The 15,824-nt window shown below is 48.2% G+C and carries 15 protein-coding genes and 1 pseudogene; 6 read left to right on the forward strand and 10 right to left on the reverse strand.

The window, feature by feature from the left end:
• Positions 1-24: 24 nt before the first annotated feature.
• The 5 genes and pseudogenes from PG915_RS00915 to PG915_RS00935 all read right to left on the reverse strand — a co-directional run bounded on the left by PG915_RS00915 (position 25) and on the right by PG915_RS00935 (position 4,795).
• A complete protein-coding gene (locus PG915_RS00915; protein ID WP_353497499.1) occupies positions 25-1,008 on the reverse strand; it encodes a serine/threonine protein kinase in 984 nt (327 codons plus the stop codon).
• 59 nt (positions 1,009-1,067) lie between these two features.
• Positions 1,068-2,486 (reverse strand): cytochrome c oxidase accessory protein CcoG, encoded by a 1,419-nt coding sequence (gene ccoG / locus PG915_RS00920; RefSeq protein WP_353497500.1) that lies wholly within the window; start codon positions 2,484-2,486, stop codon positions 1,068-1,070.
• 247 nt (positions 2,487-2,733) lie between these two features.
• A complete protein-coding gene (locus tag PG915_RS00925) occupies positions 2,734-3,000 on the reverse strand; it encodes a YihD family protein (protein ID WP_353497501.1) in 267 nt (88 codons plus the stop codon).
• Positions 3,001-3,128: 128 nt separating this feature from the next.
• Positions 3,129-4,440 (reverse strand): annotated as a pseudogene (locus PG915_RS00930) (IS4 family transposase).
• Between the two features lie 112 nt (positions 4,441-4,552).
• The gene (locus PG915_RS00935) at positions 4,553-4,795 is read right to left on the reverse strand and encodes a hypothetical protein (RefSeq protein ID WP_353498747.1); all 243 of its coding nucleotides are present in this window, start codon (positions 4,793-4,795) and stop codon (positions 4,553-4,555) included.
• 236 nt (positions 4,796-5,031) lie between these two features.
• On the opposite strand from PG915_RS00935, the gene PG915_RS00940 reads away from it, so the two are divergent.
• Positions 5,032-5,832, forward strand: a complete 801-nt coding sequence (locus PG915_RS00940; protein ID WP_353497502.1) for a sporulation protein — start codon at positions 5,032-5,034, stop codon at positions 5,830-5,832.
• Between the two features lie 76 nt (positions 5,833-5,908).
• A complete protein-coding gene (trhA, locus tag PG915_RS00945) occupies positions 5,909-6,553 on the forward strand; it encodes a PAQR family membrane homeostasis protein TrhA (protein WP_418642305.1) in 645 nt (214 codons plus the stop codon).
• A gap of 18 nt (positions 6,554-6,571) precedes the next feature.
• On the opposite strand, the gene PG915_RS00950 is transcribed toward trhA, so the two are convergent.
• The 5 genes from PG915_RS00950 to def form a co-directional block, all read right to left on the reverse strand.
• Positions 6,572-8,017: a TrkH family potassium uptake protein gene (locus tag PG915_RS00950; RefSeq protein ID WP_353497503.1), complete on the reverse strand. Its 1,446-nt coding sequence runs from the start codon at positions 8,015-8,017 to the stop codon at positions 6,572-6,574.
• A gap of 9 nt (positions 8,018-8,026) precedes the next feature.
• Positions 8,027-9,403 (reverse strand): Trk system potassium transporter TrkA, encoded by a 1,377-nt coding sequence (gene trkA / locus PG915_RS00955; RefSeq protein WP_353497504.1) that lies wholly within the window; start codon positions 9,401-9,403, stop codon positions 8,027-8,029.
• A gap of 102 nt (positions 9,404-9,505) precedes the next feature.
• On the reverse strand, positions 9,506-10,786 hold the full coding sequence (rsmB, locus tag PG915_RS00960) for a 16S rRNA (cytosine(967)-C(5))-methyltransferase RsmB (RefSeq protein ID WP_353497505.1): 1,281 nt from the start codon (positions 10,784-10,786) through the stop codon (positions 9,506-9,508).
• A gap of 88 nt (positions 10,787-10,874) precedes the next feature.
• On the reverse strand, positions 10,875-11,822 hold the full coding sequence (gene fmt / locus PG915_RS00965; RefSeq protein WP_353497506.1) for a methionyl-tRNA formyltransferase: 948 nt from the start codon (positions 11,820-11,822) through the stop codon (positions 10,875-10,877).
• 36 nt (positions 11,823-11,858) lie between these two features.
• Entirely contained in the window at positions 11,859-12,368 is a 510-nt protein-coding gene (def, locus tag PG915_RS00970; RefSeq protein ID WP_353497507.1) for a peptide deformylase, read from the reverse strand.
• Between the two features lie 115 nt (positions 12,369-12,483).
• Between def and PG915_RS00975 the strand changes: the two genes are divergently transcribed.
• From PG915_RS00975 to PG915_RS00990, 4 genes are read left to right on the forward strand one after another with little or no spacing between them, the layout of a single operon-like run.
• On the forward strand, positions 12,484-13,563 hold the full coding sequence (locus tag PG915_RS00975; protein ID WP_353497508.1) for a LysM peptidoglycan-binding domain-containing protein: 1,080 nt from the start codon (positions 12,484-12,486) through the stop codon (positions 13,561-13,563).
• Between the two features lie 11 nt (positions 13,564-13,574).
• Positions 13,575-14,675: a DNA-processing protein DprA gene (gene dprA / locus PG915_RS00980; protein WP_353497509.1), complete on the forward strand. Its 1,101-nt coding sequence runs from the start codon at positions 13,575-13,577 to the stop codon at positions 14,673-14,675.
• Between the two features lie 2 nt (positions 14,676-14,677).
• Positions 14,678-15,154, forward strand: a complete 477-nt coding sequence (locus PG915_RS00985) for a DUF494 family protein (RefSeq protein WP_042502388.1) — start codon at positions 14,678-14,680, stop codon at positions 15,152-15,154.
• A gap of 45 nt (positions 15,155-15,199) precedes the next feature.
• Positions 15,200-15,778: a type I DNA topoisomerase gene (locus PG915_RS00990; protein ID WP_353497510.1), complete on the forward strand. Its 579-nt coding sequence runs from the start codon at positions 15,200-15,202 to the stop codon at positions 15,776-15,778.
• The last annotated feature ends 46 nt before the right edge of the window (positions 15,779-15,824 follow it).

Below are 15,824 nucleotides of genomic sequence, written 5' to 3' on the forward strand. Positions count from 1 at the left end.
TATTGATGGATTTCGACTAGTTTGTCACCACTGCGGTTGCAATGAAAGTGGCTTTTCGTTAAGAGCGGCAATTTGCTCTTTAAAACCAAGTACCTGACCTTCCCAGTATTTCGCATCATTAAACCAAGGAAACGCTAGCGGGAAAGCCGGATCGTGCCATCGTTTGGCGAGCCATGCCATGTAGTGCACCATACGTAGACCGCGCAATGGTTCAATAAGTTTCAATTGACTGCTTGGCAGTTCACTGAATTCTTGATAGCCCTCCAATAACACGTCGAGCTGCATCAGTTTGTCTTGACGATCGCCGTTGAGCAGCATCCATAGATCTTGAATTGCCGGGCCGTTGCGCGAATCGTCAAGATCGACAAACAGCGGACCATCGCGCCATAAGATATTACCTGGATGGCAATCGCCATGCAGTCTAATGGTCTCAGCTGGTTGCCAGTGAGTTTCAATTTGACCGATCAGCATATCCAAGTCACTAAAGAAGGCATTTTCTAGATGAGAGGGAATAAAGCTAGAGTTTTGCAGTAACTTACGAGGCTGATACAGGTATTCTTCCAGTCCTATCGTTGGGCGATGCTCAAAAGGCTTGCTGGCGCCGACTTTATGGATGCGACCTAGGAAGCGTCCTACCCACTCAATTTGCTCAAGGTTATCCACCTCAAACTGCCTGCCGCCTTCGCTAGCAAACAGGGTAAACAGATAGCCTTGATATTCATGAATGCTCTGGCCGTTGATTATTAATGGCGCAGAGACAGGGACTTCGTGCTCCAGCAGCTCATGAGCATAATCATGTTCTTCTTGGATTTGAGCTTGGCTCCAACGCTGAGGGCGATAGAACTTAACCACGTAGCGTTTACGCTCTTCATCGGTGAACTGATACACACGGTTTTCATAGCTGTTGAGAGGAAGTAAGCCGGATTCGGCTCTGACACCAATGCTTTCAAGGGCGTACCACATGAAATCGGGAGTGAGGGCGTCAAAGTTAAACGCAGTATCTGTCATCGTGATGATAAAAGGGCTCGTTGCCGAGCCCTTTCCTATTATTGGTTGCTGCTAGAGAGCTAGAGCTTTTTGATAAATCGACTTTCCACTTGTACGGAGAAGTCGTTGCTGTCACTCAGTATAAACTGAATTGTCGAGACAGGTGAACTTAGCGCATCCGGATCGGCGCCAAGGCTCATTGGCAGGTTATACACTTCACCCGGTTCAACGGTAATGGTTTGTCTGCCATACCAAGTTGCATCTTTTATACCAGAAACACTTAACGTGTACTGTTGCTCTTGCTGGGTTTTATTGATGACTTTTAGGGTGTAGGTATTCTCAACTAAGCCATCACTGTTTACTCGGAATAACTGATTGCGATCGCGCAGTACACTGAGACCTGCAGGGTCGACCGCCGATACTTGAACAAAGAACAAGGCAATCATGACCAGCAGTACCGCGCCGTAACCGAGTAGCTTTGGTCGCATTACCTTAGTGTGTTTGCCCGATAAGCGGTGCTCGGTGGTGTAGCTGATCAGTCCCTTGTCGTAACCCATGCGATCCATGGTTTTGTCACAGGCATCGATACAAGCGCCGCAGTTAATACATTCGTATTGCAGACCGTCGCGAATATCGATGCCTGTTGGGCAGACCTGCACGCAGAGATCGCAGTCGATACAGTCACCCAATCCAAGCTGTTTCGGATCCGCCTTGCGAGAGCGAGGCCCCCGCTTTTCACCGCGCTTAGTGTTGTAACCGACGATGAAGGTGTCTTTGTCGAACATTGCCGACTGGAAGCGAGCATACGGGCACATGTGGATACACATGATCGAGCGCATCCAGCCTGCATTGGCGTAAGTACATGCGGCAAAGAATACGACCCAGAACACAGGCCAAAAGCTGGCGTTGAAGGTGAAGAAGTCGCTGACCAGTGGACCAATGGGTACAAAGTAGCCGGTAAAGGTAAAGCCTGTGGCAAGGGCAATCGCTATCCAAGCTGCGTGCTTGAGGCCTTTGCGTGCGATGAGGTTACCCGTGAGCTTGCCGCTATCTTGCTTGCGGCGCTTGTTGGCACTGCCTTCGAGCTTTTCTTCAAACCAGATGTACATAAAGGTCCAAACGGTTTGTGGGCATAAGTAGCCACACCATACGCGACCTAAAAAGGTGGTGATAAAGAATAGACCAAACGCGGCGACCATAAATAGCAGCGCAAGTAGGGTGAGATCTTGCGGATAAAGGGTGGTACCAAAAAAGTTAAACTGCTGATTACCGATATCGAGCAGTACCGCTTGTCTCTCGCCATAAGGTATCCATGGCACCAGGGCAAATAACACCAGTAGGAACCAGCCGCCATAGCGTCTTAATTTCTGAAAGGTACCTTTACTCTCTCGAACATAGATTCGGTTGCTTGGGTTGAATCTGTCGCCGTTGCCTTTGTGGGTTTTGGGGTTGAACGTTTTAGGCGTCACATCCTTTACGTCGATTTTGTCCTGACTCATTGTTGAGTGTCCTTCTTGGGCTGACGGTGCGTTTCGTACACACTCTATCTTTTCCGACATTGCAGTAACTGTGTACTGTGCCATGCCACATTATTTGGCAGTGCTATTCAGTACGCAGTATGAAAACCCAAGGATTATAACCTTGATAACAATTTCATTTCTTTAAGGCTATCAACCTTTAACAACAAAATGAGCGAGCGGTCATAGAAAAAACGACCCTATAAAGGGTCGTTTTTATAACTCATGGTTATTTGATGATACCGCGAGCCTTGAGCAACGCAGTCTTGAAATCATCTTCTTGGTCTTTGGCAAGACCCGGGATCATCTCGTCTTTTTTGCTGTTACGCATCTTTAGATGATAGATAAGTACATCATCAGTTAGCTCTTCGAGTTTGCCTTCATAGCCAGCTTCTTTAGCGAGCTTAACTAGGAATTCAAGCAGATTGAGGTCGGAATCTTTTTGCCATTCAGGGTGAATGAGCTCGATCAGTTCGTTGACGCGGTGACACTTCATAACTTTCTCCACAAAATTTATAGGTATTTTTGAGTAAAAGTATCAAAGATCATTGAGAATACCAATATGTGGTGAAATAGAAGACAAAAAAAAGCGCAGACAGACTGTAATGCTTGTAAGTTAAGAAGCTAACACCTTTTAGAAGGCCTAGTCGCATAGCGACTGGGCCTTCTTTTTACCGCTCTTGGATAGCTCCTATCTCGCCTTTCTGGCAACGTAAAACTCTCAGCCATATCTAGGATATAGTTCATCACCTCCGGGATTCTTCCAGGTGCGACGGCAGGAAGGAGTTGTAACTGTCCTATTAAGAACAACGAAGCTTGTTTAAAGCCTATCTGGTAAGGCATTACCTTGTTTTGGTCGTAGGCCATTTGGCACATTAAGAACCGAAGTAAGTTATAGGCCAACAGCATCCCCCACAGTTCTTGTTCTATTAGTTCGGGCTTTTTGCTTCTTAGAGTCAGGTTGTTTTGAAGCATATATTGTTTCATCTCTCGATAACCCAACTCTATCTCCCATCGATGTCCATAAAGCTCTGAGATGTCTTTTCCTGGGTAGCGCAAGGGGTCAGTCATCGAGGTTAACAACCGTACCTCCTTACCCTTAATAGTCTTAGTTATCAATCGAGCTTCCAGTGTTTCTGGTGCATCGTGCCACTTTTCCTAGCTTGAGGGGATAGCTTTAATTCGACCAACTCTTGCCCACGCCCTAACTTGCGAAGCATTGTGTATTGAGCTCCTTTACGCATTGGAATAAGCCAATGCCTCTCTACCCTGTTGTCTGCCAACGGTGCAATAGTCCTAGAGCGTAAAAACCTCTATCGAAGATAGTTAGGCTATGGTCGGGAGAGCGCTCAATGAGCTCCGTAGTTAAGTCCACTTCGCTCTTTGATGTAGAGTCGAACGATGCACTATTTAGAAGGTGACTTGTCAGCTCCATATGGCAGACCATTCGGACCTGAGGGTATTCGGACGAGCACTTTTGATTCCGAGTTCGACTGAAGCGCTCATCATTGTCTTTAGTATCAGGGGTTCGCCAGACTACACCGTCGACCGCATGAAGTGTTAAACCATGCCAGTCTGGGTGGGGCGTTTTGTCATTCCATAGTTTCTGCGTTTGAGTAAAGACGGATTTCATGACATCGGAGCCCAGCCTTTGTCTTGCCTGAATTACTGCACTCGGAGCAACAAATGGCTTCTTACCTGGGAGAAGAATATCCAGCTTCGAGACGACCTTCTCCATGGACAAATGGCGATACAGAGACATCCCAACAACACTCCAAACCATCATTTCCATTGGTAACCTTCGTCTGCGAATAGTCGTAATTCCTGTATCTTCCAAACACTGGGAAATGAGTTCTGGAGAAAGCAGATCAGATAAACCCGAAAGTTGCTCTGCAGAGAATTGATGAACTTGGTTAAGAGCCTGTCTTAAAAACATAAAAAAAATCCGAGTGCATTGAATACACTCGGATTTTGACACTTTGAATGGATCGTTCAACCGATCATTTAGTTGTTAACTGATCGGCATTACAGACAGACTGCGCTTTTTATTAAGCTGCCTTAACAACGCTTGTTGGCGTTGATGTCATTCGGACACCTTGCTCAACTAGGGTCATTGAAGGAGCGACTTTTTTCGCGACAGGTGCAGCGACAAAACCACTGCGACGACGCATTAACGCACTACGGTTAGCCGAGTACGAAAACCTGACGGGTGTTGGGCGCATATTGTTGTAACCTAACAAGTCAGGCAATTCCGTTGCCAAATACATGGCCTGATCACCTATGAGAAACACTGAATAGACTCCCAATGTCGCTCTTTTTTGACTGATGCCACTCCAAATAAGTAATCAGGAATAACGGTGTGCATGCACACCACGCATAGAATAGCAGTAAGCGTCTGGATATTCGATAGATCTCATAAAAAAAGTGGTTATTTTTTCTTCACTGACTCTGTGCGCGTAACGTTTGTTTTCTCTCGCGATTTACGATACAACACTAGCTGTGTCTTCGGTTATAAAGGGAACTAAGTATGTCTTTTTTCACAAAAACCTTAGCAAGTTTTGGAATAGGGGCAGCCAAAGTTGACTCTGTTCTGTATCAAGAGTTTCTGCATCCTGGAGAAACCGCAAAAGTGACCATTCATGTTTATGGTGGTAAAACCGCGCAAACAGTAGACAACATCAAGCTCAAGCTCTGCTGCCGTTACATCGACGAGGTAGCGCAAAACCAAAACGACAACAGTAACCATCCCGGGGCGCCAAAAAAGAAAGTTTCCAAAACCTATGAATTGCAATCTTGGACGCTGCCGTATGCCTTTACTATAGAACCTGGTGAAACTCGTGACTTCGATGTTGAACTGGATGTGCCCTGGAATACTCCGGTGACAATCGGTGATTCACGTGTGTGGCTAGAGACCGGCCTCGATATTGCCATGGCAGCGGATCCGAAAGACAAAGATATGCTGACCGTTCGCCCCGATCCTCTCATTGATGGCATTTTTGTCGCGCTTGAAGATCAAGGGCTGCGCATACGCCAAGTGGAATGCGAAGCAGCGAAAGGCTTTGCGATGCCTTTTGTTCAAGAGTTTGAGTTTGTGCCGACCACAGGTCCCTATCACGGCCGCTGGCGAGAGTTAGAGATCATTGCGTATCGAAGTGAGGATGAACTTAAGTTATGGTTCGAGATTGACCGTAATAAAGAAGGGGTCAAAGGTATGTTGTCTAGTTTGATTGGCCTTGGCCAGCTTAAACGCGAGCTCACTTTGCCAAGTTCTCTTTCTGGTGAAGAAGCGGGCAAGCAAGTACTGGACTACCTAGAGCAAACAACCTAACTTTGAGCTAACACATGTTCGCTGACTGTGGCATACTCTGATTTTGTCACCAAAATCAGAGTATGCGGGTATGTCGATGATCACTTCCCACTACAGCGCACGTGAAGAGTGGGCTAACAGTGTTACCCATGGCATTGGTATCCTGCTGTCGATCGTAGGTTTGGTATTGCTGCTGCAGCGCTCACTGGCCGCAGATGCCGATGTGATGACCATAATCAGTATGAGTCTGTATGGCGGCAGCATGATCACCTTGTTCTTCGCCTCTACCCTGTATCACTCTATTCCGCACCCCAGCAGTAAACGTTGGCTCAAGACCTTTGATCACTGCGCTATTTTCTTACTGATCGCGGGTAGCTATACCCCATTTATGCTGGTGAGTTTACGCACGCCACTTGCGATTGGATTGATGGTGGTTATTTGGGCGCTTGCTGTAATTGGCATTATCATGAAGCTGTTTTTTGTCTATCGCTTCAAGCGCGCGTCATTGATTACTTATCTGGTGATGGGGTGGTTATCGCTAATCGTAATTTACCAGCTTGCCAAACACCTTGACCCTTCTGGTCTAATTCTACTAGCTGCCGGCGGGGCAATTTACACACTGGGCGTGGTGTTCTACGCCAACAAGCGCATACCTTTCAACCACGCCATCTGGCATCTGTTTGTGTTAGGGGGGGCTGCGTGTCACTTTTTTGCCATATATTGGTACGTGACACCGGTGTAACTGAGATAACGCCGCGAATTAGCGGCGCCAGAATGCAGGGAAGAACAGTACGATCAGCGTGAGGATTTCCAAGCGCCCCATTAACATACCTAAACTCAGTAACCATTTTGCCGCATCGGGCAGCGGAGCGAAGTTCCCTGTAGGGCCAATGATTGAGCCCATTCCCGGTCCCACATTAGCAACAGCGGTAATCGCACCAGAGATACTGGTGGTAGGGTCTAAACCCATCGCGCTCAGTGCCCCAGCAAGGGCGATAATAGTGACAAAGAACATCAAGCCAAATGCCACCACTGAGCGAACAATGTCATCGTTCACTGGTCGCTGGTTGTAACGTTGTACGAATACACCAGAAGGGTGAATAAGCTTCATCATTTGTTTGTGCAGCAGGGTCACCGCAATCTGAAAGCGGAAGATTTTAATGCCACCAGATGTTGAACCGGAACATGCCCCCACCATCATCATAAACGCAAACACCACTGACGGTAGTGGTCCCCAAGCGGTGAAGTCTTCCAAGCCAAATCCGGTCGTCGTGACCACTGAGACGATGTTGAACATAGAGACGCGAAAGGCATCATCTAAGGCATAGCCGTCCTCGAAAAACAACCAAAGAGCCACAACCGTACTGGCTATCAAGAACAAATAACCAAAGCCGCGCACTTGAGCGTCATTGAACAACACTCTAGGGTCGCGCTTCGACAGTGCGGCCACAAATAACAAGAAGGGTAAACCACCTAAGAACATAAATACGGTACCCACCCAATGTGACCCTTCTGAGAAGTGGTTCATTGAGCCATCAGAGGTGGAGTAGCCGCCAGTGGACAACGTGGTAAACGAGTGGTTAATGGCATCGAATAGATTCATGCCTGTAGCAAGATAGCCGAGTAAGCACAGCCCGGTTAGCACTAAATACACCACCACGATATTTTTCGCGACGGTCTTCGCTCGCGGACTGCTTTTATCAGACCAGTCAGAAGACTCGGTCTGGAACAGTCGCATCCCGCCGACGTTGAGCATTGGCAAGACAGCGACTGCCATCACAATAAAGCCGATGCCGCCGAGCCACTGTAATATTGAGCGCCATAGCAAGATACTTGGTGCCATGTTGTCTAGTCCACTGAGCACGGTCGAGCCAGTGGTGGTGATGCCTGACATGGTTTCAAAGTAGGCGTCGGTAAAACTAATGTGGTTGATGAACACAAAAGGCAGCGCCGCAAACGCGCTGGCAATGGTCCACACCAAACTGGTGATCAAGAACATGTCTCGAACACCCAGCTTAAAGTGTTTGGTTCGGCCGATGGATAGGCACAGGAAAGCCGCGATATGAGTAATGATGACAGCAAGACCAAAGTCCAGAAAGCCATCAGTACCAGTAAAGAAGGCGACTAGAGTCGGCACGTACATAAATAGGGCGAGCTTAGAGAGCACCAACCCTATAACGAACGAGACCGGACGGGCGTTAACCATAAAATTGCCTTACAAGAAGAACGCGCTCGGCTGGAATAATGCCTCAACATCAGGCACGTATTTCTTATCAACCAAGAACATCACCACGTGGTCATCTTGCTCGATAATGGTTCGGTCGTGGGCAATCAATACTTCTTCACCACGCACAATCGCGCCAATAGTGGTACCTGGTGGTAGTTTGATTTCGCCAATGGCTTTGCCAACCACTTTGGATGTGGTTTCATCACCATGCGCAACGGCTTCAATGGCCTCAGCAGCGCCGCGACGCAGTGAAGACACGTTAACGATATCTGCACGACGAACGTGAGTAAGTAGAGCTGAAATCGTCGCTTGCTGCGGTGAGATTGCTACATCAATGGTGCCGCCTTGTACCAGGTCAACATAAGCGCCGCGCTGGATAAGTACCATCACCTTTTTTGCGCCCATTTTCTTCGCCAGCATCGCCGACATGATGTTGGTTTCATCTTCGTTGGTGAGCGCAATAAATACATCGACTTGATCGATGTTTTCCTCTGCAAGCAACTCTTGGTCAGCGGCATCACCACAGAAGACAATAGTGTTTTCTAGTTCTTCAGAGAGCTTCTCTGCACGCTGATAGCTGCGCTCAATCAGTTTAACGCTGTAGTTTTGCTCTAGGCGTTTGGCAAGACTGGCACCAATGTTACCCCCACCCACAATCATGATGCGGCGATAAGGTTTCTCTAGGCGCTGCAGTTCACTCATTACTGAGCGAATGTGGTTGCTTGCCGCAACGAAGAACACTTCATCATCGGCTTCGATAATGGTGGTGCCTTGTGGACGGATAGGTCGTCCTTGACGGAAAATCGCTGCTACGCGGGTGTCAATGTGCGGCATGTGCTCACGCAGAGTCGATAGGGCATTACCCACTAGCGGGCCGCCGTAGTAAGCTTTTACCGCGACGAGGCTGACTCGCTCATCGGCAAAACTGACAACTTGCAGCGCGCCAGGATATTGGATCAGTCGTTCGATATAGCTTGTGACGAGCTCTTCAGGGGCAATCAGGTGGTCAACTGGAATTGCACCAGAGTTAAACAAGCTCTCTTTTTCAATCAAGTATTCACGTGAGCGAATACGCGCGACACGGTTAGGGGTGTTGAATAGCGAAAATGCTACCTGACAAGCCGCCATGTTGGTTTCGTCCATATTGGTTACGGCGACCAACATATCGGCATCTTGCGCGCCCGCTTCTCTTAGCACATCTGGGTGACAAGCGTAGCCATTGACGACACGCAAATCATACTTATCTTGCAGCTCTCTTAAACGGTCGCTGTCGCGGTCGACGATAGTGATATCGTTGTTTTCCCCCACCAGGTTCTCCGCTAGGGTGCCACCAACTTGACCAGCTCCAAGAATGATGATTTTCATAACATTTCGCTCTTTTGTTTTTTATAAACTCGTTACGTCAATAGCATAGCCATCAATAAGTTAGCATGCTATTGATTTTTAAGTTCCCTACACAATGCTCGATTACTGCGTCTTTTGTAGCACTGCGTAATAGAAGCCATCCATATCATGCTCACCCGGAAGAATCTGACGTCCAGGGTTCTCTTTATCTGAGCCAATCAGTTCAGCGTTTTCTGTGCGAGCCAAGAACGCAATCACTTGGTCTTTATTTTCTTGCGGCGTGATAGAGCATGTCGCATAGACTAGCGTGCCGCCGACTTTCAACTGCTGCCACATTGCATCAAAGATCTCGCGTTGCAGCTCTGCAAGCGCCTCAATGTCATCCGCGCGTCGTAGCCATTTGATATCAGGGTGACGACGAATAACGCCAGTCGCAGAACACGGTGCATCCAACAAAATACGGTCAAACTGCCCGCCTTGCCACCACTCTTGCGGCGTTCTTGCATCACCACACACGACTTTCGCCTGTAGGTTGAGGCGTTTCAGGTTGTCGTGGACACGCTTTAGTCGCGTCTCGTCACAATCAATAGCCACCACTTGGCTGCCTTTGGTGCGCTCAAGAATGTGGGCGGTTTTACCACCTGGCGCTGCACAACAGTCTAAGATCAGCTCACCATCTTGTGGTTGCAAATAATTGATCGACAGCTGCGCTGCGGCATCTTGAACCGATACCCAGCCTTTCTCAAAGCCCGGAAGCTTGGTCACGTCACAAGGAGCGGCCAATTTTAGGGCATCTTGTGCTTCTGGGTGAGGGGTGGAATCTATGCCTTCATTTTTGAGAAGCGCTTGATAATCGTCACGAGGTAGGTGTTGGTGGTTCACACGCAGCCACATCGGCGCTTTCATGTTGTTGGCTTCAACAATACTTTGCCACTGTTCTGGGTAGCTTTGCTGAAGTAGTTTCAGTAGCCAGCTTGGGTGACCGTATTTACCCGCATTGTGGCTGACCGACTTTTGATCTAACTCTTCTTGATTGCGTTGGTAGTTTCGTAGTACAGCGTTGATTAAGCCGCGCAGTTTTGGGCCTTTCAGCGTTTTGGTCGCTTCCACCGTCTCGCCAACGGCAGCGTGAGCCGGAATGCGCATATGACCGATTTGGTAAAGACCCACCAAAATCAAATGATGAAATACGCGCTGTTTTCCCTTGAGTGGCTTATCCATTAATTCGGATGCGACAGATTCAAGGCGAGGCAGAATTCGAAGTGCACCAAAACAGATTTCTTGAAGCAGTGCTTGGTCGCGAGGTTTCACCTGCTGCTGACCCAATGGAAGTGCACTCGAGAGCGATTGGCCTTTATCAACCACTTGGAAAAGGATATTAGCCGCGACAGCGCGAACGTTCATGTTAGTTACCTAAATTTGTTGCTATGAAAACAAACTAGGGCCTGTACTGGTTAGTACTGGCCCTAAATATCGTATGCGGTGTGTATCACTAACCTAGGATACTGCCGACTTCAAACCAGCTGGCTTTGGAATTGAGTACATCGCTCACTGGCATCGCTTTTTTACCTGGGATCTGGATTTGCTCTAGAACCAAGGTGCCGTTACCCGTTGCAACGTAAATTCCTGTTTTATCAGCCTTAAGGATAGTCCCCGCAGGCGCCTCTGTCGCACTCGCTTCAACGCGAGATTGCCAAACCTTGATGTTGTTCTCTTCAACAGAGAAGAAACTCATCGGCCATGGGTTAAAGGCACGCACACAGCGCTCGATAAACGCGGCGTCTTGTGACCAATCGATCTTAGCTTCGTCTTTGCTCAGCTTGCTGGCGTAATTGGCTTGCTCATCGTCCTGTTTGACAGGCTTTGCCTTGCCTGCGGCGATATCACCAAGACAATCAACCAGAGCTTCTGAGCCTAATTCGGCAAGCTTGTCATACATGGTGGTGCTGGTATCGGTGGCTTCAATTGGCAATGTGGCAATTTTTAGCATGTCACCGGTATCAAGGCCGATATCCATCTGCATGATGGTCACGCCAGTCTCGGCATCACCCGCCCAGATAGAGCGCTGAATGGGTGCTGCACCACGCCAACGAGGCAGGATAGAGCCATGCACGTTGATGCAACCCAGCTCTGGAGTGTCCAGCACAGCTTGTGGAAGTAACAGGCCGTATGCTACGACAACCATGATGTCGGCGTTGAGATCTTTTAACTCTTGCTTTGCCTCGTCAGACTTGAAATTGACCGGTTGATAAACCGGAATGTCATGCTCAAGCGCGATGTTCTTTACAGGACTTGCTGTGAGTTTTTTACCACGACCTGCAGGGCGATCTGGCTGAGTATAAACCGCGATAACCTCATGCTCCGAAGACAATAACGCCGCCAAGTGACGGGCGGCGAAGTCTGGAGTACCGGCAAACACAATACGTAATGATTGGCTCACACTGACCTCTCTTAACTTAAATTCTTATTCGTTGGCTTATTGCTTGGCGTTAAAGCGCTTAATTTTCTCAAGCTTTTCTTTAATACGCTTACGCTTTAGAGGGGATAGGTAATCAACAAACAGTTTACCCTCTAGGTGGTCAAGCTCATGTTGAACACAGATAGCCAACAGGTCATCCGCATCGAAAGTGAACTCTTCACCATCGCGGTTTAGCGCTTTTACAGTTACTTCTGCAGCGCGAGAGACTAATGCGCGAGCGCCAGGAACAGAAAGGCAACCTTCTTCGATACCGTCTTCACCACGTTTTTCCGTGATTTCAGGGTTGATCAGTACCATAGGCTCGTCGCGAGTATCTGAAATATCAATCACAACAATTCGCTGATGAACGTCAACTTGGGTTGCTGCCAGACCGATACCTTCTTCGTCATACATGGTTTCAATCATGTCATCGACGATTTTTTGGGTTTCCGGCGTTACCGCTTCAACGGGCTTTGCTACCGTTCTTAGGCGATCATCCGGGAAAGTTAATACTTGTAATACAGACATATACACTCAAAATGTTGAACTGTGCCGAATAGGCTTGGACTTCGTTGGTTCAATTCTAGACATTTTCCAACCTAAATGACAGCATCCCTTGAAACAAAGCGAAGGATTGCGGTGTATGAAGCGGGGAAATGTGCTGGTATTGAAGGTTTACATTGTTGTTACCACACTCGCTCTGAGCTTTGCCTCTTTCGCTGATAATCCGCTCACTATTAAAGAGACTGTCCCTGCTGTTTATCAAGTAAAGCAGGGTGATACCTTATGGGGCATTTCTAGTCTGTATTTGCACTCTCCATGGCGTTGGCCTGAGCTTTGGAACCAAAACAAACACATTGGTGATCCTAACCTTATTTATCCTGGTGACAAACTGATGCTGACGTGGGTTAACGGTCAACCGCGCTTGGTGCGTAAAGCGACGAAAAAACTGTCGCCGACGATTCAAGTGACCACCAAAGCCCCTATCGCTGCCATTAATGCCCTAACCCAAGCTCGCTATACTCAAAGAGAGGGCTTGGTACTAGAGAGTGAGCTGGCAAAATTCCCGAAAGTGATTGGCTCAAGTGATGGGCTCAACTACGTGACCGCTGAAGATGATGTCTATATTGATTACCGAGGTGAGGAGACTGAGTGGGCTATCTACCGCGCTAGCCAGCGCTTTGCTGCGCCGCAGCCAGAATACAGCATGCAGCAAGTCAGAATGGTGGCGAAAGCGCGCAGTCAGTCGCAAGCCGATGGCGTGACGACCCTTGTGATTGAAAGGTTTATCCATGAAATTAAGCAGGGTGATGTCGCCATTCCTCTCTCGGCAATACAAACACCCGAGCAAATCAATCACTTTCAGCCTCATGCTGGCCCTGCCATTGATAATCTCAGCATCGCGGGAATGATGGATGCGGTGAACTATGTCGTCAGAGGGCAGGCGGTGGTGCTTAATCGCGGCTATGTGTCTCGGGTAGAGCAGGGCGGCAGTTATGCGTTGGTGAAACCAGCTCATGGCTTTCAATTTTCAGAGGGGGAATTTGGGCTAGTGGAAGGGAATAAAGAAGAGACCTCGCTGGCGATGCCGACGATTGAGGTGGGGCAGCTTGTGGTGATACGCAGTTATCCATTTTTTAGCATTGCGGTAATCATCGAGGCAAGTGAGCCAATTACCCAGCAGATGCTGGTAGCTTCCCCTTCTAAACGTGCAAAAAGCTAATGGGCGCCTTCATGGATGACAGTAATGCCTTAGCGTGGCTGCGACTTTCGTTATGTCCAGGTATTGGTCCTGTGACCTTCTATAAGCTGCTCGCAGTGGATGATCCACGGAATATCGTTGAATCAGATGAGCAGACATTATCAGCAATTGGACTTAAGCCCAATCAGGTCAGTTTTATTCGTAAGCAGTCTGTTGAGCTCGCAGAGCGAGCCTTCGCTTGGCGAGAAAATGCGAATAATCACATCCTTCTTCAGCAAGGTGACGACTATCCGCCGCTGTTACGAGAATCTAAAGGCTGTCCGCCAATACTTTTTGTACAAGGTGACGTGGCGTTGTTATCAGAGCCGCAAATCGCCATGGTTGGCAGCCGAAACGCCAGTTCTGGCGGTTTGGAAACAGCGCGCAGCTTTGCTGCGGAATTCGTTAACTTTGGCTACTGCGTAACAAGTGGATTGGCACTGGGTATCGACGGTCATGCCCATCAAGGAGCGCTTGAGGCAAATGGCAAGACCATCGCTGTGTTGGGGGCTGGGCTGGATTCAATTTATCCCGCTAGGCACAAGTCACTCGCGCAGCGCATCGCTCAGCAAGGTGCGCTCGTCAGTGAGCATTTACCTTGGATCAAACCGAGAGCGGAACACTTTCCAAGACGAAACCGAATTGTCAGTGGCTTGTCGTTGGGCGTTGTTGTGGTGGAAGCTGCGGAGAAAAGTGGTTCGTTAATTACAGCAAGGTATGCGGCAGAGCAGGGGCGTGAGGTGTTTGCTGTGCCAGGTTCGATTCGTCATGCTTATCATCAGGGGTGTCATTCATTAATACGAACCGGTGCCTGTCTCGTACAAAAGGTGGAAGATGTACTATGTGAAATAGAATCTCTATCGAACTGGTCTAAAAAAGTACAACCAACACTTTTCGACCAAGTTATTGATAAAGAAGAATTGCCATATGCAGATCTGTTGGCTAACGTAGGAATAGAGGCAACGCCGGTTGATATTTTGGCTCAAAAGACCCATATTCCTGTTCAAGAGGTCATGCAACAGCTTTTAGAGCTCGAGTTACTGGGCCATGTTGTTGCGGTTAACGGTGGTTATATTCTTAAGGGGAGAGGCTAGCTATGATGATGGACATACTGATGTACCTGTTCGAAACCTACGTGCATAGCGATGCAGATCTGCAGGTAGACCAAGACGAACTTGAGGATGAACTACTTAGAGCAGGCTTCAAGCAAAAAGATATCTACAAGGCACTAGAGTGGCTTGAGGATCTTGCTGAGCTGCAAAACACCGATGAGCATTCTGCGATTGCGATGAGTGCCGCGACCTCTACGCGAATCTATACCCAGCAAGAAATGACGCGTATGGATGTTAAAAGCCGAGGCTTGCTGATGTTCTTAGAGCAGATCGGCGTCTTGACTACCGAAACTCGTGAGATGGTCATTGACCGTGTTATGGGGCTCGAAACCAACGATTTTGAACTCGATGACCTCAAATGGATCATTTTGATGGTCTTGTTCAATGTTCCTGGCAACGAAAACGCGTACACTCTCATGGAAGAGCTTATCTACACCGCTGAAAGAGGTGTGGTGCATTAATCCTCCCAGCCCAACCCAGTGGGCTGCTTGCGTTAAGAGAACACCATGAGTGGTAAAATCGACAATCAACTTTTCTCGGCTCATGAACACGCCTTAGATCATGAGTCTTGCCCCCAATGCCAACCTGGTAAGCTGCTTCTCAAAAATGGCAAACATGGCACTTTTCTAGGGTGTGACCAATATCCGAGCTGCGACTATATTAAACCATTGCATCAAAACGATGGTCATATCGTCAAAGAGCTAGGTGTACCCTGTCCGGATTGTGGCTCTGAGCTGCTGCTGCGCCAAGGACGCTTTGGAATGTTCATTGGGTGCAGCAACTACCCGGAATGCCACTTCATTCAATCACCGAACAAGCAAGAAGAGCCAGAGCAAACCGATCAAACCTTGGTCTCTTGTCCTGAGTGTGCCAAAGGGGCACTCAAAGAGAGAAAATCTCGATTCGGCAAAACCTTCTACGCTTGCGATCAGTATCCAAAGTGCAAGTTTGCGGTCAATCACCCTCCTGTCGCGGGTCACTGTCAGTTTTGTGGATTTGAGCTGCTGGTGGAAAAGAAGCGAGCATCTGGAACCGTACTCGAGTGCGCCTCAAGGCGATGCCATAAAATACAAGATACCGAATAAATAAAAATGGCTCCTTTGGGAGCCATTTTTTAAAGCTTTACGCCCA

Source organism: Vibrio sp. CB1-14, assembly GCF_040412085.2.
GTDB lineage: Bacteria > Pseudomonadota > Gammaproteobacteria > Enterobacterales > Vibrionaceae > Vibrio > Vibrio chaetopteri.